This window comes from Pseudomonas sp. AC016 (assembly GCF_979253365.1).
On sequence record NZ_CEEDCC010000001.1, the window covers coordinates 545,089 to 566,869 of the forward strand.

Annotated in this window: 19 protein-coding genes and 1 pseudogene; 8 read left to right on the plus strand and 12 right to left on the minus strand. The window is 59.5% G+C overall.

Annotation, left to right across the window (positions count from 1 at the left end; translation table 11 throughout):
* Positions 1–54: 54 nt before the first annotated feature.
* A complete protein-coding gene (locus tag AC0IXS_RS02245) occupies positions 55–774 on the minus strand; it encodes a FadR/GntR family transcriptional regulator (RefSeq protein WP_137202001.1) in 720 nt (239 codons plus the stop codon).
* A 222-nt stretch (positions 775–996) separates the two neighbouring features.
* Between AC0IXS_RS02245 and AC0IXS_RS02250 the strand changes: the two genes are divergently transcribed.
* On the plus strand, positions 997–2,145 hold the full coding sequence (locus AC0IXS_RS02250; RefSeq protein ID WP_025994009.1) for an aldose epimerase family protein: 1,149 nt from the start codon (positions 997–999) through the stop codon (positions 2,143–2,145).
* Positions 2,146–2,257: 112 nt separating this feature from the next.
* Entirely contained in the window at positions 2,258–2,644 is a 387-nt protein-coding gene (locus tag AC0IXS_RS02255; RefSeq protein ID WP_449116889.1) for a hypothetical protein, read from the plus strand.
* On the opposite strand, the gene AC0IXS_RS02260 is transcribed toward AC0IXS_RS02255, so the two are convergent.
* Genes AC0IXS_RS02260 through AC0IXS_RS02275 form a run of 4 tightly spaced genes read right to left on the minus strand, consistent with a single transcriptional unit; the run spans position 2,638 to position 5,289 of the window.
* Positions 2,638–3,534: a metal ABC transporter substrate-binding protein gene (locus tag AC0IXS_RS02260; protein WP_057408366.1), complete on the minus strand. Its 897-nt coding sequence runs from the start codon at positions 3,532–3,534 to the stop codon at positions 2,638–2,640. The two genes, AC0IXS_RS02255 and AC0IXS_RS02260, sit on opposite strands and share 7 nt — an antisense overlap.
* An 11-nt stretch (positions 3,535–3,545) precedes the next feature.
* The gene (locus AC0IXS_RS02265) at positions 3,546–4,415 is read right to left on the minus strand and encodes a metal ABC transporter permease (RefSeq protein ID WP_025994007.1); all 870 of its coding nucleotides are present in this window, start codon (positions 4,413–4,415) and stop codon (positions 3,546–3,548) included.
* Positions 4,412–5,161 carry a metal ABC transporter ATP-binding protein gene (locus AC0IXS_RS02270; protein WP_057408376.1) on the minus strand — a complete coding sequence of 250 codons (750 nt, stop codon included), beginning with the start codon at positions 5,159–5,161 and terminating at the stop codon, positions 4,412–4,414. The genes AC0IXS_RS02265 and AC0IXS_RS02270 overlap by 4 nt, the downstream gene beginning before the upstream one ends.
* Positions 5,158–5,289, minus strand: coding sequence for a hypothetical protein (locus AC0IXS_RS02275; protein WP_257013868.1), 132 nt, complete (start codon positions 5,287–5,289; stop codon positions 5,158–5,160). The genes AC0IXS_RS02270 and AC0IXS_RS02275 overlap by 4 nt, the downstream gene beginning before the upstream one ends.
* 184 nt (positions 5,290–5,473) lie before the next feature.
* Between AC0IXS_RS02275 and AC0IXS_RS02280 the strand changes: the two genes are divergently transcribed.
* On the plus strand, positions 5,474–6,694 hold the full coding sequence (locus AC0IXS_RS02280) for a putative DNA modification/repair radical SAM protein (protein WP_004882143.1): 1,221 nt from the start codon (positions 5,474–5,476) through the stop codon (positions 6,692–6,694).
* Entirely contained in the window at positions 6,685–7,530 is an 846-nt protein-coding gene (locus tag AC0IXS_RS02285) for a TIGR03915 family putative DNA repair protein (protein WP_449122168.1), read from the plus strand. Before AC0IXS_RS02280 ends, AC0IXS_RS02285 begins: the two co-directional genes overlap by 10 nt.
* A gap of 360 nt (positions 7,531–7,890) precedes the next feature.
* Here AC0IXS_RS02285 and AC0IXS_RS02290 read toward each other — a convergent pair whose 3' ends face one another.
* On the minus strand, positions 7,891–8,733 hold the full coding sequence (locus tag AC0IXS_RS02290; RefSeq protein WP_057408365.1) for a PhzF family phenazine biosynthesis protein: 843 nt from the start codon (positions 8,731–8,733) through the stop codon (positions 7,891–7,893).
* A 156-nt stretch (positions 8,734–8,889) separates the two neighbouring features.
* On the opposite strand from AC0IXS_RS02290, the gene AC0IXS_RS02295 reads away from it, so the two are divergent.
* The gene (locus AC0IXS_RS02295; RefSeq protein ID WP_471823637.1) at positions 8,890–9,738 is read left to right on the plus strand and encodes an NAD-dependent protein deacetylase; all 849 of its coding nucleotides are present in this window, start codon (positions 8,890–8,892) and stop codon (positions 9,736–9,738) included.
* Between the two features lie 4 nt (positions 9,739–9,742).
* On the opposite strand, the gene AC0IXS_RS02300 is transcribed toward AC0IXS_RS02295, so the two are convergent.
* Complete coding sequence (locus AC0IXS_RS02300) at positions 9,743–10,723, minus strand: arsenic resistance protein (RefSeq protein ID WP_471823639.1); 981 nt, start codon at positions 10,721–10,723, stop codon at positions 9,743–9,745.
* Positions 10,724–10,792: 69 nt separating this feature from the next.
* Entirely contained in the window at positions 10,793–13,156 is a 2,364-nt protein-coding gene (locus tag AC0IXS_RS02305) for a DNA polymerase II (RefSeq protein ID WP_122671551.1), read from the minus strand.
* Positions 13,157–13,371: 215 nt separating this feature from the next.
* Here AC0IXS_RS02305 and AC0IXS_RS02310 point away from each other — a divergent pair, with 215 nt between their 5' ends.
* Both AC0IXS_RS02310 and AC0IXS_RS02315 read left to right on the plus strand, forming a co-directional pair.
* Positions 13,372–15,957, plus strand: coding sequence for a bifunctional diguanylate cyclase/phosphodiesterase (locus AC0IXS_RS02310; RefSeq protein ID WP_471823642.1), 2,586 nt, complete (start codon positions 13,372–13,374; stop codon positions 15,955–15,957).
* Positions 15,958–16,077: 120 nt separating this feature from the next.
* Positions 16,078–16,518: a CBS domain-containing protein gene (locus AC0IXS_RS02315; protein ID WP_122669331.1), complete on the plus strand. Its 441-nt coding sequence runs from the start codon at positions 16,078–16,080 to the stop codon at positions 16,516–16,518.
* Positions 16,519–16,794: 276 nt separating this feature from the next.
* Here AC0IXS_RS02315 and AC0IXS_RS02320 read toward each other — a convergent pair whose 3' ends face one another.
* On the minus strand, positions 16,795–17,343 hold the full coding sequence (locus AC0IXS_RS02320) for a DUF4174 domain-containing protein (protein ID WP_191954266.1): 549 nt from the start codon (positions 17,341–17,343) through the stop codon (positions 16,795–16,797).
* Between the two features lie 121 nt (positions 17,344–17,464).
* Entirely contained in the window at positions 17,465–18,667 is a 1,203-nt protein-coding gene (locus AC0IXS_RS02325; protein WP_057408359.1) for an aspartate aminotransferase family protein, read from the minus strand.
* A 104-nt stretch (positions 18,668–18,771) separates the two neighbouring features.
* Here AC0IXS_RS02325 and AC0IXS_RS02330 point away from each other — a divergent pair, with 104 nt between their 5' ends.
* Positions 18,772–19,677 (plus strand): LysR family transcriptional regulator, encoded by a 906-nt coding sequence (locus AC0IXS_RS02330; protein ID WP_122437588.1) that lies wholly within the window; start codon positions 18,772–18,774, stop codon positions 19,675–19,677.
* A 65-nt stretch (positions 19,678–19,742) separates the two neighbouring features.
* On the opposite strand, the gene AC0IXS_RS02335 is transcribed toward AC0IXS_RS02330, so the two are convergent.
* Positions 19,743–20,615, minus strand: a complete 873-nt coding sequence (locus AC0IXS_RS02335; RefSeq protein WP_421668884.1) for a methyl-accepting chemotaxis protein — start codon at positions 20,613–20,615, stop codon at positions 19,743–19,745.
* A gap of 30 nt (positions 20,616–20,645) precedes the next feature.
* Positions 20,646–21,734, minus strand: a pseudogene (locus tag AC0IXS_RS02340) (methyl-accepting chemotaxis protein); the annotation flags it as partial.
* Between the last annotated feature and the right edge of the window lie 47 nt (positions 21,735–21,781).

Genomic DNA, 21,781 nt, shown 5'->3' on the forward strand with positions numbered 1-21,781 from the left:
AAGGTACTTTTCAGTGTGATGCAGCATTCATTCGTTCACGCGCATATCCAGTGCTCAAGGTGCCGCGCCGGATGCTCCCTTCTGCCGCAGAAAGTAGGTGTCGATCACCTCTGCCGCCTGCTCTATCAGACTCATGCAGGCCCATACGCCCCGCCCGGAATCACGTGTAGCAATGGCTTCAGCCAGGTCCCTGTGCAGCGGAAGGGTCTTGCCCAACTGGCCCGGCATGCCCGAGGTAACCTCGAACGATACGGCCAGTAAAGCACCCAGCGCAGGCAGCATCTGTTCAATGAAGCGATTGTGACTGGCTGCCAATACGACCTCGTGAAAATGTCGATCAGCCAGGTTGTAATCACCCTTGTCAGTCACCGATGCTTCCAGCAACCGGTACGCTTCGCGAATCTCTTCAATCTGTTGCGCTGTGGCCCGGTCGCACGCCCAGCGTACGGCCATCGGCTCGATGGTTCTGCGCAAGTCCAGCAGGTCCTTCACGAAAGCTTCCGGAAGGCCCTTGCGTGCCAGCCAGCCGACGACCTGAGGGTCGAACAGGTTCCAGGAACGCAACGGCAGTACACGTGTGCCCACCTTGGGACCGACTTCCAGCAACCCTTTGGCCACCAGCGTCTTGATCGCCTCACGCAATACCGTGCGACTGACGCCCAATTCTTCACACAGCGCCGCTTCCACCTTCAGGGTCTGACCCGGCGGGACGTTGCCTGCAGCAATCCAGGCACCCAGCCAATCCACGGTCGATGCGTGGAAATTACTGCTCATGTCCTGATGCCTCATGTCGCATTCTGTTCGGCCCGAGGCTAATCATCATACCAATGACTGTCAAATGAACCACAGCGGTCCACATGGCCAGCGCAACACCTGCATTACTAAATAGTATTACAATTAATTTTTCAAGCAGCATTTTTTGGGCTATAAATCCTCCCATCGGATAAAAATCCGATCAAATAGTCTTACCAATAAAAATAAAAGCGGGTAGATCAGATGAAAAAGCATGCTCTTCTCAGCACCCTTGGACTGTCTCTCATGATCAGCACGTTGACCGCGCACGCCGCAACGCTGTCCAGCGAACACAGCAGCTTCGGCCAATTGCCCGATGGCACCGCCGTCGAAAAATACACCCTGCGCAACAGCCACGGCATCGAAGCCAGCGTCATCACCTATGGCGCCACCCTCCAATCGCTGATGGTTCCTGACAAGGCCGGCAAAGTGGAAGACATTGTGCTGGGCTTCGACGATGTGCAGGGCTATCAGAACAACGGCACGGTTTACTTTGGTGCCACCATTGGTCGTTTCGGCAATCGTCTCGCAGGCGGCAAATTCACGCTGGACGGCAAAACCTACCAGGTGCCGCTCAACGACAAGACCAACGCGTTGCATGGCGGCAATCAGGGTTTCGACAAGCGACTCTGGAAAGCCGAAGACACGAAGACCGGTGATTCTGTCGGCGTGAAACTGACCTACGTCTCACCCGACGGGGAAATGGGTTTCCCTGGTACGCTGACCACCGTAGTCACTTACAGCCTGAACGAGAAAAACGAGCTGAAGATCGACTACCGCGCGACCACCGACAAGCCCACGGTGCTGAACCTGACCAACCACAGTTACTTCAACCTGGCAGGTGCGGGCAGCGGCGATATTCTCAAGCAGGTCGCCACCCTGCACGCTTCGCACTACACCCCGGTCAACGATAAGCTGATCCCGACTGGCGAATTGCCTGCCGTGAAAGGCACCCCGATGGACTTTCTCAAACCCACCGCCTTTGGTCAGCACATCAAGGACGATCATCAGCAGCTGAAATACGCCGAACCCAAACAGGGTGGCTTTGACTTCAACTGGGTGCTCGATACCAAGGGTGACGTGAAGAAACTGGCGGCTGAAGTCAGCGATCCGCAGTCGGGCCGCAAGCTGCAGCTATTCACTACCGAGCCCGGCGTGCAGCTCTATACCGGCAACTTCCTGGATGGCAGCATCCACGGCAAGGGCGGCAAGGTGTACCCGCACTGGGGCGCGTTCACACTGGAAACCCAGCACTACCCCGACGCGCCCAACCAGCCAAAATTCCCGAGTACCCGACTTGATCCAGGCAAGGCCTACACCCAGACCACCGTCTTCAAATTCCTGAATAACTGACACAGCCTGTCGCGCAGCGCTTGTAGAACGAGGGCTGCGCGTTATGCTCAACACGTCGCGTAATTAAAGGAGTACGACAGCCCCCCACCCTCAGAAAATCGAGGATGACACTATGTCTGCTCAGATTGACCTTTATCGCTTGCCCGCCCTTGCCCACTACCTTTCAGGTCTGGTCTTCGCCGACAGGGCAATACCGCAACACCCCTTTCCCCTTCATGCCGTTGTCAGCCATTACAACGCAGCGCTGGAATGGCTGTCGCAGGACGATTTCATCGACACGATCAGGACCGAAGGCATTACCGCCGAAGGGTTCAGTGCGTTCTGGGTGATTCCACCGGCAGGCGCCGTTGAGGACACCCGACTGAAGACTGCAGGGCTGGCTGCAGAGAAGGTCAATGGGCGCGGACTGTTCGCCGACTACCTGACCCTGGCGGAGGTGTACGGCGACTGGATATCGTCGACCCGCTACACCCCGCTGAACATCGATATGGATTACTGATGCTTCTTCATCGCGGCTACCAGCGTGTCGACGTTGTAACGAAACATCTTCACGTACGTGGAAGCAGGACCGTCCGGCGGTGACAAGGCTTCGACATACAACTCGCCACCTGGCTGCGCACCGCTCGCCTCGGCAATCTGTTTGACCAGACGCGGGTCACCCGAGTTTTCGAAGAAATAGGCGCTGACGTGCTCGGCCTTGATCTGCCGAATCAGTTTCGAGACGTCCGCCGCTGACGCTTCCGATTCGGTAGACAGGCCAAGCGGCGACAGGAACGTCACGCCGTAAGCATCACCAAAATAACCAAATGCGTCATGCGAGGTGAGAATCTTGCGATTGGCTTTGGGTATCTCTTTGATCTGATCACGCGCATACAGGTCAAGCTGTTGCAGCTCGACGATGTAACGGTCGCCGTTGGCCTGATACAGCGTTGCGCCTTCGGGGTCGGCCTTCTTCAGCGCAGCCACAACGTTACGCACGTAAATCACGCCATTGGCGACACTGTTCCAGGCGTGCGGGTCGGTGATGCGTTTGCCGTCCTCGTCCATGCTGCGGGTCTTGATGCCCTCGGACAGCACCACTGGCTGGCCTTTGTAGCCCGACGCCTTGATCAGGCGATCCATCCAGCCTTCCAGATGCAGACCACTGACGAAGGTCAGGTCAGCGTTCTTAAGGGCCTGTGCATCGGTCGGGGTCGGCTCGTAGACATGCGGATCGCCATTGGGGCCGATCAGCGAAGTGACGTGCACACGATCGCCACCCACGGTGCTGACCATATCGGCGATTACCGTAAACGATGCAACCGCCTCCAACGGCTTGGCCTGGGCGATGGATGCAAAGGCAGACAACGCCAGCGCGGCCATTGAACTCAACAACATCAGTCGTTTCATGACATACCTTTTCAGTGAGCCAGGTGAGGTTTGGGAAACAGTCGGCGCAGGATGCCCGTGCGCCCGAAGAGCAGAGAAAACACATAGAACGCACTGGCGGTCAGGACGATGGCAGGCCCCGACGCGACGCCCAGATGGTAGGAAACGATCAGTCCGATGAGGCCCGCCAGCGTGGCCAGCAGGGTCGAGATCAACATCAGCGCGCTCAATGAGCTGGCCCAGAAACGCGCCGCCGTGGCTGGCAGCATCATCATGCCGACCGCCATCAGCGTGCCCAGCGCCTGGAAGCCCGCCACCAGATTCAGCACCACCAGCAGCAGAAACAGGACGTGATACAGCGAACCGCGCCCGCCAACTGCGCGCAGAAAGCCCGGATCGAAGCATTCAAGGACCAACGGACGGTAGATCACGGCGAGCAGAATCAGGGTGAACGAAGCGATGCCGCCGACCATATAGATAGAGGCGCTGTCGATGGCCAGAATGGTGCCGAACAGCACATGGAGCAGATCGACACTGGAGCCATGCAGCGAGACGATCAACACCCCTGCGGCCAAGGACGTCAGGTAGAAACTGGCAAAGCTGGCGTCTTCGCGCAGCGCCGTCAGGCGGCTGACCAGTCCCGACAACAGCGCGACCGCCAGCCCGGCGATCAGCCCGCCGAACCCCATCGCGGGCAAAGAAAGCCCTGCGACCATGAAGCCGACTGCGGCGCCCGGCAGCACCGCGTGACTCATCGCATCCCCCACCAGGCTCATGCGTCTGAGCATCAGTAACACGCCAACCGGTCCGGAACCGATGCCCAACGCCAGACATGCCACCAGCGCACGACGCATGAAACCGAACTCGACGAAAGGCTCGATCACCAGGTTGTAAAGCATCATGACGTCTCATCCTCGACGTCGCACATTGACTCATCGACGGTCCAGTACTCGGCCATGTTGCGGGCCTTGCGAAGGTTGGCGACGCTCAGCACCTCAGCCGTGTCACCCCAGGCAATCGCCTCGCGGGCCATCAGCAGGGTCTGCGGGAAATGCTGGCGGACCTGATCGATGTCATGCAACACGGCAATCACGGTGCGTCCCTGGCCGTGCCAGACCCGCACCAGTTGCAACAGATCGCGTGTGGTACGCGCATCGATGGCGGTGAAGGGCTCGTCGAGCAGAATCACCGACGCATCCTGCAGCAGCAGTCGGGCGAACAGCACCCGCTGGAATTGCCCGGACGACAGCGAGCCGATGCTGCGCGTTTCGAAGCCTTCCAGACCGACCGTCAACAACGCCTGCCGGGTAAGGTCGGCATGGTTGCGGGTCAGGCTGCGAAACGGCCCGATGCTGTGCCAGGCGCCCATCGCCACAGTGTCAGCCACGCTCAGCGGAAAACTGCGGTCGATCTCGGCAGCCTGTGGCAGATAGCCGATGGTGCGGATTGCCAGACGGCCGCGATCCACGCGGCCCTGCGCGGGCTTCATGGTTCCGGCGATGGCCTTGATCAAGGTGGACTTGCCTGCGCCATTGGGGCCGACGATGGCCGTCAGGCTCCCGGCTTCGAAACGGCCACTGATGTGGTGAACGGCAGGCCGACGCTCATAGGCCACCGTGAGGTTTTCCAGCGCGATGGCGGCACTCACGGAATGGCCACCGACCAGCCGATGGCCAGCCACAGCAGCGCCAGAACGGACAGGGAAAACAGAATGCGCTTCCAGGCTGACTGGGCCAGGACCGAGCTTGCGATAGACGATGGGTGAGGTGTTTTCACGACGAAGCAACCTGAAACTATTCGTTACAGTATTACATAAGCCATCATCTTGCCGTTATAAAATAACATTCATATTCGTCATGTTTTTTCAGCCCCGCCTGACCTTCGGTCTGCTTGATGCCGCCCGGCTTGAGTCTTGCCCTGCAACCCGATACTGTACATGCAAACAGTAATGGGGTATTCCATGCAGCTCATCGACAAGCTCAGCATTCTGGCGGACGCCGCCAAGTACGACGCGTCATGCGCAAGCAGCGGAGCACCCAAGCGCAGTTCGCAGGATAAATCCGGGCTCGGCTCAACCAATGGTATGGGCATCTGCCACAGCTACACGCCCGACGGGCGTTGCGTATCCCTGCTGAAGATCCTGCTGACCAACTTCTGCCTCTACGACTGCCAGTATTGCGTCAACAGGCGTTCCAGCGATGTGCCCCGCGCCCGGTTCACGCCTGAAGAAGTGGTCACCCTGACGCTGGACTTCTACCGTCGCAATTGTGTGAGTGGCCTGTTTCTCAGCTCCGGCATCATCCGCTCGGCCGACTACACCATGGAGCAACTGGTGGAGGTCGCCCGCCTGTTGCGCGAGGTGCACGAGTTTCGCGGGTACATCCACCTCAAGACCATCCCCGACGCTGACCCCGCTTTAATTGCCCAGGCCGGTCGCTATGCCGATCGCCTGAGCGTGAACATCGAGCTGCCTACTGATGCGAGCCTGCAGACCCTGGCCCCGGAAAAGGACGTCGCCTCGATCAAGCGTTCCATGCAGACGATCTACACCGGCGAGCAGACCGTGCGCAACGAACCACGCGCACCGAAATTTGCACCGGCCGGACAAAGCACACAGATGATCGTCGGGGCCGATGCCACTGACGACAGCACCATCCTGCACAGTGCGCAGTCGCTTTACAGCAACTTCAAGCTGCGCCGGGTCTACTACTCGGCGTTCAGCCCGATCCCCAACAGCCCGAACAGCGTACCGCTGGCGGCACCGCCCCTGATGCGCGAGCATCGGCTGTATCAGGCTGACTTTCTGCTGCGTGGCTATGGGTTCACGGCGGGCGAACTGTTGAACGGTCCGGGAGATCTGGCGCTGGACATCGATCCGAAGCTGGCCTGGGCGCTGGGTAACCGCCAGGTGTTCCCGCTGGACCTGAACAATGCCGACCCTGCATTGATCGCGCGCGTGCCCGGTATCGGCATTCGCACCACCCAGCGACTGGTCGAACTGCGTCGGCAACGGCGCATCCGCTATGAAGACCTCACCCGCATGCGCTGTGTGCTGGCCAAGGCCAAGCCATTCATCATCACCAGCGACTACCACCCGCCTCAGGCTGAAACCACCAGCGAATTTCTGCATCATCAATTACGTGACCGTCCGCAACCGCAACAAATGGGGTTATGGGGATGATCTGTCTTGATTGCGATGACCTGTTCGACACATGGCGGCAGCAGGCGCGCTGGCTGTTGAGCCACGGGATCGACCCGAGCCAGGTCAGCTGGAAATCCCCGGATGCTACCGATCTGTTCGGCAGTGATCAGGACTGCCCGAAAGAGCAAGGCCCCTTCCAGGCACGCGTGCCGCTCGAGCTGCTGCATTTGCTGGAAAGCGCATCGCGCTATCGCGGCGAGCAACGCTGGAGCCTGTTGTATGAAGTGCTGTGGCGCGTCAGCCATGGCGACCGTACGGCGATGATGGCGGGCGACAAACTGGGCAGCGAGCTGCACCGGCGACTCAAGTCGATTCGCCGCGAGGCGCATCACTTGCACGCCTTTCTGCGCTTCGTGGCATTGCCTGCGCCCGAGCAGGACGATGAGTTGATGCGCCCGGAATACGTGGCCTGGCACGAACCGGCCCATGACATTCTGCACAGCGCCAGCGAGCACTTCATCGGCCGTATGGGCCAGCACCGCTGGATGATCGCCACGCCGCAGGATGGCGTCTATTACGACGGCAAGCAGTTGATCCACGAGCGCCGCTGCCCGGAAGCCTGGAAGACCATGGCACGTCAGATCGACGACCCGCATGGTGAGCTGTGGCTGACCTATTACAGCCACATCTTCAACCCGGCCCGCCTGAATCCCAAAGTCATGGAAGGCCATTTCCCGTCACGGTTCTGGAAAAACCTGCCGGAAGGTCCTCTGATTCCGGCACTGATCACCCAGGCCCGCACGGGCAAACAACGCGATGGTCAGGCGAACGATATCGCCGCCCGACGCGGCAAGAAAATTGCGCACCGGGATTGAGAGGTTGCGAATCCAGGTATGAGAACAAGCTATTTGTCGACATGTGCTGCAGCAGGGTTTCTCTTCAAGCGGCGCGCAGCCTACTGAATGAATAGGTTTTTTGTGGGAGGCGGCTCTTATCAAGCAACCTGTAACTTACTGAAGAAACGCGATTTTTGTAGGAGCGCGCTTGCCCGCGATAGGATCTTAAGGACAGAAAATCAGCGACTGAACTGACGCAATCGCGGGCAAGCGCGCTCCTACGGCCCGTGTTTGCTGCACGACAGCGTTACGTCGAAGACGTGGTGGCGCCTCCCACAGAAAAATAGCGTTTTTCAGTGGCTTATGGGTTGATCGATAAGTCGCAATTGAACTGAAACCTCAAAGCGAAACGCGCCCATCGATACAGGTCACCGTCGCCCCACCGACCCACACGTCATTACCTACACGCTTGACGTGCACCCTGCCCTTGCGCCCCAACGCCGCGCCCTGGCTGGCGACATAGCTGTCCGCCGCCAGACCATCCTCCAGCACCCACAATGCAATACCGGCATTCAGGCTGCCCGTGACAGGATCCTCGGCCATGCCGTCTCCCGGCACGAACGCGCGCACTTCAAATTGCGCTTCGTCGCCGTCCACTGCTGGACTCCAGGGTGCGAACACGCCAATCTTCAGTCCATCAAGCTTTGCGTTATCCGGCTGCAGCGCAAGCACGCTGGCACGATCTGCCAATCTCAGCACCATCCAGCCCGGACCGTTGTCTGCCCAGCGCGCATCCAGAATCGCGCCTTTTTCCAGACCAAAACCATCGCGGACCTGCTCAACCAGATCGGGCTCTACCGGGCCGGCGCGCAGCAAGGGCGGCGCAGTAAATGCCAACTGCTGGCCGTCACGACGAATCCTGATCAGCCCGACGCCGCACTCCTGAACGATTTCCTCACCCTGCGCAACGCCGCCGCTCTCAAGCCATGCGTGGCAACTGCCCAGCGTCGGGTGCCCTGCAAACGGCAGTTCGTGGAGCGTGGTAAAAATGCGCACGCGATAGTCGGCGCGCGGATCGGTGGGTTTGAGCAGGAAGGTGGTTTCGCTCAGATTCGTCCAGCGGGCGAAGGCCGCCATCTGCTCATCGCTCAGACCGTCAGCACCGAGCACCACAGCCAATGGGTTGCCGAGCAGCGGCTGTTCACTGAAGACATCGACCTGTTTGAAATCGAACGAGCGCATTCATAGCTTCCTTGTTGGGTGTCAGTCGGCAAAGGTCGCATGCAATGGCGTGGCAGGACAACAGCCGCATACTGTCAGGCTGATCTACCGACCCTGCGAACAATACGCTTGATGGTAATGTCACATCCATGATCTGCAGACCACACGAGGTTTGACATGATGGACAGCCCTGCCCGCGAACAGCTCGACACCCTTGGCCAGCACATGGCCGAACGGCCGTTTCTGGTGATTACCGGAGCCGGTATCAGCACCGCATCCGGCATCCCCGATTACCGTGACAAGGACGGGGTTCGGCGTGGCAAACAACCGATGATGTATCAGGAATTCGTCAACAACCCGGCAGCCCGCCAGCGTTACTGGGCAAGGGCCATGCTGGGCTGGCCGAGAATCCGGGCGGCGCAGCCCAATGCGGCGCACCAGGCGTTGGCACACTTGCAGAACAGTTACGCCATCACAGGACTGATCACCCAGAACGTCGACGCCTTGCACACCCAGGCGGGAAGCCGTGAAGTGATCGAATTGCATGGCAGCTTGCACCGGGTGCTGTGCCTGGATTGTCATCAGCGTCACGACCGTGCGGCGATTCAGGAGGTGATGCTGGAGCAGAACCCCTATCTGCTCGGCGTGCATGCCGTTCAGGCTCCCGATGGCGACACCCTGCTGGACCCTGCTTTCGAGGCCGGTTTCAAGGTGCCGCCATGCCCGCATTGCCAAGGCAACCGGCTCAAGCCTGACGTGGTGTTCTTTGGCGAGAATGTCGCCCCGCCCACTGCCGCGAAAGCCATGCTCAGCGCCGAGCAGGCCGAAGGCTTGCTGGTGGTCGGTACGTCGCTGATGGCCTGGTCAGCGTTCCGCCTGTGCAAGGCAATGGCCGAACAGGGCAAACCGATCATCGCCATCAACCACGGCAAGACCCGCGCCGACGAGTTGCTGGACATGAAGATCGAAGCACCCTGTGAACAGTTGCTGCCACTGCTTGCCGAAGAACTGGCTCAGTCCCGTTGAGGCGTCAACTGACCGTTTCAGCCTGCTCGGCGTCGCGGATCAGCGCGGGAATCACACGGATGTAGATCAATTCGCTCACCAGTTCGATCAGCGTCTGGGTAATGACGGCCGCCGCCGCGAGTTCCCTGATTCCTTCCGGGAGTGCGAGGGCCAAAGGCAGTACCACCAGCGAGTTGCGCGTTGACGTACTGAAGGCCACCGACCTGGCGCTGACTGCAGGCAGCCTGAAGGCTCTTGCCACCAGCGCACCCGCCAGCGGTGCCAGCACCATGAACGCCAGGTACACCGGAATCACAGGCAGCAACTCGTCGAGGCTGTTCACCACCGACGCCATCTGCGAACCGATCACCACCACCAGAACCGCGGCCATCGCCGGTACCGGCATCCACGCCCAGGCATCGTTCCAGCGCGCCGCCATGGATGATCGCCTGACCCCGGCAGCGGTGAGAACCGCGAGCACCAACGGCAGAACGATCAACACCAGAAACGCCTCGACGAACGGGCTGATGGAAATCGCCACCGACGACTCGCTGTCCATCATCAGTGCCAAGTACAGCGGCAGCAGCAACAGTTGCAGCAGAAGCAGCAAGGGCGTGGCCGCCAGGACAAGTCGCGAATCACCCTTTCCCAGGTGCGTAAATACCACGACGTAATCGATGCAGGGCGTCAACAGCACCAGCAAGGCCCCCACCAGAATGGCCGTGTGTTCGCTCAGCACGCGGGTCAGTAGCCAGACCAGCAGCGGAATCACTACAAAGTTGGCAATCAGCAGCGCGAGCACGAAACGTCTGTTGCCCAGCCCCTGACGCAGGTCCAGAAACGGGATCTGCAGGAACATGGCGTACATGAGCACGGCAATCGCAGGGGTCACCAGCACGCCCAGTACCTGCGACGCAACAGGCGCGAAAAACCCGCCGACGGCCGCGACAATCACGGCAATGAAATAGATCGGAATCTGCTGTTGTTCCAGTTGCTCTCTGCTCACATTGAATCCTTGCACAGCGTTGAATCATGTTCAGCGGACAAGCGTCTGCCTGCCGCGAAACGAAGGACACTAGAACAACCCCAACTGCCCGCCGATCAGGGTGGCGAAATCATCGTCCACGAACGGCAAGATGGCATCGGCCAACGGTTGAAGCTGACGGGTCACGTAGTGGTCGTAGTCGATGGGCGCCGTGCGGACTTCAAGCGGCTCGGGGCCGACGACGGTCATCACGTAGCTGATCCAGCCGCCGCTCTGATACTGACGCGGGCGGCCTTGCTGGTCGTTGTACTCGTCTGCGAGGCGCGCCGCACGCACGTGTGGCGGTACGTTGCGCTGATAGTCGTCCAGCTTGCGACGCAGGCGCTTGCGGTAAATCAACAGCTCATCCAGTTCGCCTGCCAGCGTGCGCCTCACGTAATCGCGTACATACTCCTGGTACGGCTGACGCTTGAAGATCCGTAGGTACAACTCCTGCTGAAACTGCTGGGCCAATGGTGACCAGTCTGTGCGAACGGTTTCCAGCCCCTTGTAAACCATCTCTTCGCTGCCGTCTGCCCGGGTGACCAGCCCGGCATAACGTTTCTTGCTGCCCTCCTCCGCACCACGAACGGTCGGCATCAGAAAGCGCTTGAAGTGGGTTTCGTATTGCAGTTCCAGAGCACTGGTCAGCGCGTACGTGTCATGCAAATGTTCGCGCCACCACTCATTGACCTGCTGCACAAGCGCCTTGCCAATCGAGGCGGCTTCTTCCTGACCATGCGGACGGCCGAGCCAGACGAACGTCGAATCGGTGTCGCCGTAGATCACGGTGTAGCCCTGCGCCTGGATCAGTTCGCGGGTCTTGAGCATGATTTCATGGCCACGCAGGGTAATGGATGACGCCAGCCGTGGATCGAAGAACCGGCAGCCGCTGGAGCCCAATACGCCATAGAACGCGTTCATGATGATTTTCAGGGCTTGGGACAGCGGCGCGTTGTGCTCGCGCTTGGCCGTCTCCCGCCCCTGCCAGACCCGTTCGACAATGGCAGGCAGGCTATGCCGGGTGCGAGAGAAACGTGCGCCACGAAAACCCGGCACCGATTCACTGTCGTCAGGGTGACGCAGGCCTTCGATCAGCCCGACCGGGTCGATGAGAAAAGTGCGGATGATCGACGGATACAGGCTCTTGTAGTCCAGCACCAGCACCGATTCGTAAAGGCCGGGCTGCGAATCCATGACGAATCCGCCAGGGCTGGCTTCCGGCAGACGCTCGCCCAGATTGGGTGCCACAAACCCCTGACGGTGCATCAGCGGAATGTACAAATGGCAGAAAGCCGCGACCGAACCACCGCTGCGGTCGGCTGGCAGCCCGGTCACCGTGGCGCGTTCCAGCAGGAAGGTCAGCAACTGGGTCTTGGCGAAGATCCGCGTCACCAGCTCGCAGTCCTTGATGTTGTAACGCGCCAGCGCCGGCTTGTCCTCGGCGAACATGCGGTTGATTTCATCCATGCGCTGGTATGGCGTGCTGATGGCCTTGCCTTCGCCCAGCAGCGTCTGCGCGACGTTCTCCAGACTGAAAGACGGGAAGCTCCAGGTCGCCGAGCGCAGCGCCTCGATGCCGTCGATCACCAGCCGTCCGCTGATGTCGGCGAAGAAATGATTGTTGCGGCTGCCATGTTCACGCCAGCCCATGGTTTCCCCGCCACGACCCAGCATGAGCGGCACATTCAGACGTTGTGCATGTTCATGCAGGACTCGCAGGTCGAACTGCACCACGTTCCAGCCAATGATCGCGTCAGGGTCATGCAATGCCAGCCACTCGTTCAGGCGCTCCAGCAGCTGGGCACGGGTCTCGCAATACTCGAGCTGAAAATCCAGCGCTTCGCTGCCACCGTTGGCTGGGCCCAGCATGTAGACCTGACGCTGACCGCAACCCTCCAGCGCAATCGAGTACAGCTCGCCGCGCGCGGTGGTCTCGATGTCCAGCGACACCAGTTTCAATCGGGGGCGGTAATCGGCAAGCGGCTTGATCTGCGCATTGCACAGCACGCCGTCGGCATCCGCCGTGCCGCTGAACTGCACGGGCGCGGTGATAAAGCGCTCCATGAGGTAGCGCTCGGGCGGACGGATGTCGGCTTCATACACATCGACATTGCCCTTGCGCAGCAGCTTTTCGATGTTCATCAGTTGCCGGTGCTGCTGGCAATAAACGCCCAGCACAGGCCTATGGCGAAAGTCGCTCAATTGCAACTGCCGCAACTCCACACCGCGCTCTGCTCTTAGCAAGGCCCGGGCACGTTCCTGCTGTTCGGCGGGAATGAACGCAACGGAAGGCTGACAAGGCAGACGGATATGACGCGGGCCGTCATCGGTCGCCAGCCAGAAATCGACTTCCGTCCCTGCGGGCGTGTCCTGCCAGTGCCGACTCAGGATGAAGCCCTGCTGTAAATCCAACGGTGCAACCTCGATCAGACGATTCAGCGCCTGATTCTACGTGGCTACGCGCGCAAAGGCGCGCCTGACGGTCGGTTCAAGAAACATTTGCCGCCGCCGATAGCCCGGCATGACTACCTGACCGTGGATAGGACATCCGAGTGGGTGCAACATTCGCAGGTGTGACGCTTCCCGAATTGCGACGTGTCGACGCTATTGACCATGGAATAGCAGCAATGAAATCCCTCGACTCGCTCGACCCACTGCCACGCGCCATTCCGGGCAACACGTTTCTGGCGCGTCGCACCCTCATGACCATGGCCAGTCTGCTAGGCGCGTTGTCATCGGTGATGATCGTCTCGCTGTTCTATATCACCTACCAGCTCAATCACAGCGCTGCGTTGCAGAGTCAACGTCTGGTAGAGAACATCTGGCAATCCCGGGAAAAGGCGCTGATTGCGACCTTCAAGGACAATGCCTACTGGGGAGATGCCTACAAGCACCTGCACATCCAGGTCGACACGGACTGGGCGTACACGCGCAACAACCTCGGCGCTTCGCTGTATACGGATTTCGGGTTCGACGGCGTTTTTGTCGTTGATGGCCAGAATCACACCACCTATGCCGTGGACAAGGGCGAACTGGTCACGCTGCAACTGACCGACTGGCTGCACGGCGGTCAGGATCAACTTGTCACTCAGGCCCGTGAACGCGCCAGCGAGGATGAGGTGTTCACCCAGATGCGCCAGGTGGACCATGGTCCGGTGTTGTTGATCGCCGCACCCTTGACCACCGGCGGCGATGAGCAGGTACAACAGACCGATACTGTCCAGTCGATCCTGGTAATGGCCTACAGGCTCACCCCAGAAAAATTGCAGGCCCTGGGCCTGCTCTATGGCCTTGACGGACTGCGCGAAGCAAACGACGCGCAGGATGCGAAACGCTTTCCGTCGCTGGAAATAGCCCCGGGACTGCTGTTGCGCTGGGATCCGGAACAGCCGGGCATGAAGCTGGTCGGGGGGCTGCTGCCGATTTTGATCATCTTTCTGATTACCCTGGCGTTCATCGCCAGGCGTGTTACCCGAAAGACCATGAGAACCGCCGAACTGATGGACCGGCAGTTCGACCTCATTACCCAGAGTCGAGCGGCACTGCTCAGCAGTGAGGAGCGTTTTCGCAACGTAGCTGAAAGCGCATCGGACTGGGTCTGGGAAACCGACGCCGAGCTGCGCATCACCTACCTTTCAGAGCGTTTCACCCGCGTCACAGGGCATGCATCGCACCCCTGGACAGGACGCTACCTGACCCAGTTGCTGTCGTGCGAAAGCCAGTCACTGACCGACTGGATTCGTCTCGAGCGCCCCAAGGACGAGCGCGCTGTCCTGCGCTGTACGCATCACTCATTACAGGGTGCCGTGCGCACCAGCAATATTGCCGTCAGACCGATCCTGCTCGATGGGCAGATCAAGGGCTATCTGGGTATTGCTTCGGACATCACTCATGAAGTGGAAGCCCAGTCGCGACTGTTTCACCTGTCCCAGCATGATGCATTGACCGGCCTGCCCAATCGCACCCAGATGCAGGCCTTCCTGAATCGCACCTTCGAACAGCGTACCGAGCCGGGTTCGACGGTGACCATGCTGAATCTGGACCTGGACAGCTTCAAACCCATCAACGATGTGTTCGGGCACAGTGTGGGCGACAGTGTGCTGCGTGAAGTTGCCGAACGGCTGTCGCGATGCCTGCCTCCTTGTGGATTGGTGGCCCGGCAAGGCGGCGATGAGTTCCTGATGGTGGCGACCAGTCCTGCCAGCGTGGAAGAGGTTGAACAGCTGTGCGAGCGATTGATACGCCACATCCGGCGTCCCTTCACGATCAACAATCAGGAAGTGTTCATCGGTCTGAGCATCGGCATTGCCCTCTGTCCCCTGCACACCCATGACAGTCAGGACCTGATCCGGTTTTCCGACCTGGCCCTGTACCAGGCAAAAAAGGAAGGTCGCAATACCTGGCGCTTTTACGAACAGATCATGAGCACACGCATCACTGAGCTGCGCGAAATGGAAAAAAGCCTGCGAGTGGCGATCAGGAACGACGAGTTTACGCTGCGCTATCAGCCTCGCCACGACGTTCTCAGTGGCAGAATCTGCGGCGCCGAAGCGCTGATTCGCTGGGAGCATCCAACACTGGGACTGTGCATGCCGGACCAGTTCATCGGACTGGCCGAAGAGAACGGCCTGATCCTGTCATTGAGCGACTGGGTGTTGCATCGGGCGTGCAGCGATGCAGTGGCCTGGGACAGCGACCTGCGTGTATCGGTAAACATTTCTGCTGTTGAGTTTCGCACGCCAGGGCTCGTGGAGCGGGTGCGCCAGGTATTGGCCACGACCGGTCTGCCCAGTCATCGCCTGGAGCTGGAGGTGACCGAACGGGTAATGATTCACGACGCTCAGGCCGCCCTGAAGCTGATCAACGAGCTCAAGACCCTGGGTGTCAGGCTGTCGATGGACGATTTCGGCACGGGTTATTCGTCGCTGAGTTATTTGAAAATGTTTCCGTTCGACACGTTGAAAATCGATCGCAGCTTCATCAGCGAAATCGGCGCCAATACCCAGAGTCTGTCCATCGTTCAAGCCATCATTCAACTAGGCCGTAGCCTGTCGATGACCATCACTGCCGAGGGCGTCGAGACTGCCCGGCAACTTGACTGCCTGCAATCACTGGGCTGCGACGAAGCCCAGGGCTATTACCTGAACAGGCCAATGCCGCTGACAGCGTTTCTGGACGCCGTTCAGGCTCAGACCTGTCAGTCGGAAAGCTGACTGTCGGGTTCTCGCCGGTTTGAGGTCGCTTTGCCACTTGCCGGAACGCACTGACTGCACGATTCTGTAGAAGACAGCACTGTGCCCAGACACAGGGTCACACTCACACCGGAGAGCGCCATGAAGACCGTCGCCCAGTTGTTGAAACTGAAAGCCGAACACAACCAGCAAGTGCACACCATCGAACCGGACCATATGGTGCTCGATGCGCTCAGGCTGATGGCCGAGAAGAACATCGGTGCCTTGCCGGTGGTCGAAAATGGCGTGGTGGTAGGCGTCATGAGCGAACGTGACTACGCCCGCAAGATGATTCTCAAAGGTCGCTCGTCCGTGGGCACGCCGGTCAGCGCGATCATGAGCAGCAAGGTGATCACCGTCGACTCGCAACAGACCGTCGAGGCGTGCATGGGAATCATGACCGACAGCCACCTGCGCCATCTGCCCGTCGTGGAGAACGGCGAGCTGTTGGGCCTGCTGTCGATCGGTGACCTCGTGAAGGAGGCCATCAATGAACAGGCCAGCCTGATCCAGCAGCTGGAGCAGTACATTCGCGGCGAGTAGGTAAAGGGGTTGGATGCTGCGGGAGATACAAGCGGTATCTCCCATAAGACGACGCGTAACCTACTGGAGAAAAGCGATTTTGTGGGAGCGGACTTGTACGCGAATACTGTATTTCAGGCGATGAATATTCGTCGGATGTACTGGTCTTTTCGCAGACGAGTCCGCTCCCACGGGTTTGCCGCGCGACAGCACTACGTCGAGGACGTTTTGAGTCCTTCCACAATCCAGTGTGCGCCATGAGACCGCGCAGCGCCGAAGAGGCTGCGCGGCACTCGATCAGTCGTCCAGCGTTTTACCGGCCGGTGCAGCCTTGCCCGGTTTTCCGGCTTTCTCGGCAGGTGCAGGCTTGGGTTCCGGCTCAGGCGGCGGCGCGCTGGCTTCTCGTTCGCGCATCGGCATCTGGTCGATGGTGGCGAAGATCTCCTTGGGATCGACTGCCCCTTCCTTCTCGATTTTCTTTTCCCCGTCCTTGCCCACCAGAATGACCTTGGTTTCCGCGCCAGCACCCAGTTTGAGTTCGCGGATCAGGGCCATGGTCGACTGTGCGTCCAGAGTCTTGCCGTTGCGCTCACCAATGGTATTGACCACCGTGAACAACACCATGTTGCGCTGTGCGAACGCTTCGCGGTTGGCAGGCTCGTCAAGCGCCTTTTTGATGCTGACCAGCGTCGGATCGACCGTGCTGGGGGCGATGATGATCAACGGACGTGTCTTGCCGCGCTCCTGCGCCAGCGGGCTGTCACTGTCGGCGGCCAGGGCGGAACCGGCTAGTACAAGCCCTGCGGCGGCGAGCAGAGTGGCGGAGGTCAGGGACCGGATTGACATGGTGGGCTCCTTTTGAATCCATGGGGTAGCCATTGCATAGACACACGCAATGCGCCCCTGTTCTACCGCATATGGGGCGTTGCGGTACAGCCCAGCATAGCCCTGCACTCAAACCTTCACATCAAGCCAGGCGTTCCTGCTGCAAGGAAATGGCGCTATCCAGCGTCGCGACAACCCCTTCCACAATCAGCGCGACCTCCGCAGCATCCAGCACCAGCGGTGGTAGAAGACGAATGACCTTGCCACGGGTGACGTTGATCAGCAGGCCATGATCCTGCGCGGCCAGCCGCGTCAGCTCGGGAATGGCCTGTAGCAATTCGATACCTATCATCAGCCCCCTGCCCCGGACTTCCAGCACCTGAGGATGGCCCTTCAACCCGGCCTGCAGCCGCTCCAGCAAAAGCTGCCCCTGCTGCCGGGCGTTTTCCACCAGACCCTGCTGCTCGATGATGTCGATGACCGTACACCCGGCACGACAGGCCAGCGGATTACCGCCAAACGTACTGCCATGACTGCCCGGCGTGAACAGTTCGGCCGCCTTGCCCCTTGCCAGGCACGCTCCGATCGGAATGCCGTTGCCAAGCCCTTTGGCCAGGGTGATGACGTCCGGCACAAAGCCCTCGTGCTGAAACGCGAACCACTTGCCGGTACGGCCCATGCCGGTCTGGATTTCGTCGAGCATCAGCAGCCAGTTACGCTGCGTGCAGCGTTCATGCAGGGCCTTTAGATAACCTTGAGGCGCGACCCGAGCACCGCCCTCTCCCTGTATTGGCTCGACCAGCACGGCGCTGATCCGATGACCGTACTGATCACAGACCTTGTTGAAAGCCGTCAGATCACCAAATGGCACCTTGACGAAATCCCCCGGCAACACCCCATACCCCGACCGCACCGCAGGCCCGTCGCTGGCGCACAGCGTGCCCAGAGTACGGCCGTGGAACGCGTTTTCCATGACCACCACCAACGGCTGCTCGATGTATTTATGCCAGCCGTGCAAGCGTGCCAGCTTGAGCGCCGTTTCATTGGCTTCGGCACCGGAATTATTGAAAAACACCCGATCCAGCCCGGACAGCGCAGTCAGCTTCTGTGCCAGACGGAGCTGCCAGTCAATGCTGTAGAGATTGGAGGTGTGCAGCAAAAGCCCTGCCTGATCACGGATCGCCTCGACCAGCAGTGGGTGCGAGTGGCCGACATTGGTCACCGCCACGCCTGCCACCGCATCCAGATACTCACGACCTGCCTGGTCCCACAGGCGAGTGCCGAGGCCATGGCTGAAACTCAGGGCAAGGGGTTGGTATGTGGTCATCAGGCAGGCCGTGGTCATGAGGTGAAGCTCCATAGGTGTACGAAGTGTTTTTGCAGTATCGTTAACCACCTGCGCTGGATAAACCGCGAATCACTTCAATCATTTTAAAGCTGGAATTGATAATGGACCTGTTTCAGGCGATGACCGTGTACGTAAAAGTGGTCGAAACCGGCAGCCTGACGGGTGCCGCTCAGGTGTGCTCGATGTCCACCACCATGGTCGGCAATCACCTGCGCTCGCTGGAACAGCGTCTGGGCGTCAGTCTGCTGACCCGCACGACGCGTCGTCAGCGCCTGACCGAGTTCGGCACGCAATACTACGAACGCTGTCTGGAAGTGCTGGGGCTGGTGGCTGCTTCCGAACGAATTGCCGAACAGACCCAGGGCGAACCCGCAGGCACCCTGCGCATCACGGCCCCCCTGACCTTCGGCTCGGAAGTGCTGGCTCCGGCAATGGCAGAATTCTCCAGATGCTTTCCAAAGGTCAGGCTCGATCTGGTCCTGAGCGATCAGCGCATGGACCTGATCGACAACGGCTTCGACATTGCCATTCGGCTCGGCGCCCTTCCCGACGCTTCGCCGCTGATTGCCAGACCCTTGCAGGATTACACCCTGACCATCTGCGCCTCGCCCGATTACCTGGCCCGCCACGGCACGCCGATCCGGCCCGAGGATTTGCGTGCGCACAACTGTCTGGCGTTCGCCTATCAGGCAGGTGATGGATGGCGTGACACAGGCAAGCGCTGGCGCATGACCGGCGCAGAAGGTGAAGTGCTGGTAGACGTGCAGGGCTCGATGCTGATCAATACCTCGTCAGGCTTGTGCAACGCTGCCCGCGTGGGGATGGGTGTGGTGATGCTGTCGGACGCGCTGGTGCAACGCGATCTGGATGATGGCCGACTGGTGGCGCTGTTGCCGGATTATCAGCTACCCAGCCGCCCCATGAATCTGTTGTATGTGCAGGACCGTTATCGACTGCCAAAGCTGCGCAGCTTCGTCGACTTCGCGATGGAGATGTGGGGCCGTTGATCCGGCGCGCCCTGTTGCCCGCGCGCCGGAATCGTCAGGCATCGCCTTACGGAGATGCCTTGAAGTCAGACCTTGAAACGACTGACCAGACCTTGCAGGTGCACACCAAGGCGCGCCAGTTCGATGCTTGATGAAGCCGTCTCTTCGCTGGCGGATGCGGTCTGCTCGGAAATATCCCGCACTTTCAGCACGCTGCGATTGATCTCCTCGGCCACAACGCTCTGTTGTTCGGCCGCCGCAGCGATCTGGTGATTCATGGTCTCGATGGTCGAGATCGACGACGTAATGTTGTTGATGGATCGCCCGGCGTCGCGGGTGAGTTCCACGCTGTTTTCGGTCAACGCCCGGCTGCTCTCCAGAATGGTCGCGACCTGTGCCGTTCGGCTGTGCAGACCACCGATGAGCGAGGCGATTTCTTCTGTAGAGGTCTGGGTGCGTTGCGCAAGGCTGCGCACCTCGTCGGCAACCACCGCGAAACCTCGACCAGCCTCACCGGCGCGAGCCGCTTCGATAGCCGCATTGAGCGCCAGCAGATTGGTCTGCTCGGCAACCGCCTTGATCACGTCCAGAACGCCGCCAATCTTGTTGCTTTCGCTTTTCAGCTCGTCCATGGCGGACTTGGAGTGTTCAACTTCGCTGGCCAGACTTTCGATCTGAGTGATCGCCCTGGCAACGACGCTATCGCCCTCACGCGCTTCTTTCGAGGCATTGACTGCAGCATGCGAGGCCTGCTCGGCATTTTTGGCCACGTCCTGCACAGTCGTGGACATCTCATGCATCGCAGTCGCAACCTGATCGGTTTCGGTTTTCTGGCTGTTTACCCCGGCACTGGTCTGCTCGGTAACAGCAGACAACTGCTCCGCGGCGCTGGCGATCTGGGTGACGCCATCGCGCAGTCCGCCAATCAGTTCACGCAGGTTGCCTGTCATGCGTTGCATGGTGCCTTGCAGCAGACCCAGTTCGTCCTTGCGGGTGATGACGCGGTTGTCGGTGAGGTCGCCATCTGCCACACGTTCGGCCAGCTTCAGCGTTTCCATCAACGGGCCGACGATCAGTCGGGTGATGACCCAGGCCGCAAGGATACTGACCACCAGTGCCGACACCAGCCAGAGAATCAGCAGGGATTTGGCCTGATTCATATCCTCCATTCTCAGGGTGACCTGATTTTTGGAAAGCTGGTCGGCGGATGCGAGCAGGATCTCGATGTTTTTGGAAACACCGGCCTGAGCTTCATCGATTCTGGCCTGGGCGCTGACGAATTGACCAATCGCGCTCTGATAAGCAGTCAAGGCATCCTGAAGATGTTTAACGGTATCGGCCTGACCGCTGAATCCGCTCAACGTTTTCATGAAATCGATGGCTGTTTTGATGGACGCTTCAGCGACCAGTTTGCTGTCAGCCTTGAGCGAAAAAGTGTACCCGCGCACATCGAAGCGCATTTTTTGAAACACCATCAATGCCTGAGCGGACGTTTCCCGCAACTGCGCACTTCCCTCACTGGAGTTTGCGACGTTTTGCAGTTTCTGCAGGTCTTCGGCTGCCGCATCCGCGTGCCGACCGAACACCTGTCGCGTGGCCTCTCGCGCTTCGGTGGCTTGCATCAGGTTGTCATAATGAACCCGATAATCTTTCATGGCAGCCTGCGACGCATTGATCAGCGGCACATTGATCTCGGAGGTGAACACCGTTGCGGCATAGCGCACGTGGTTATCGAGATTCTCGTACGCCTTGAGCCAGTTGCTGGCGCGCTCGGCATCGTAGTTTATCGTGAATGACAGGCGCGCGATGCGCATGTCGCGTGTCAGGGTGCTCAGCTTGCCGATGTCGGCTGTGCGTTCGCTACGCTCGCTCAGCGAGACAATGCCCGACCAGCCTGTAAAGGCGATAAGTACAGTCAGCAAAATAACCAGTGTGAAGCCCAGAACAAGTTTGGACCGGACACTGATATTGCCTAGAATAGTAGTCAGCATATAACGCTCTTGATAAGTTTTTGAGAATGATGTACCTGGCGACTCCCTGCCGATGTGATCTGCATTATGACTTCGGCACCAAAACATCAAACTTTAAACTTAGAGCAAATATTCTTTTTAATTTAAAGTTGGCG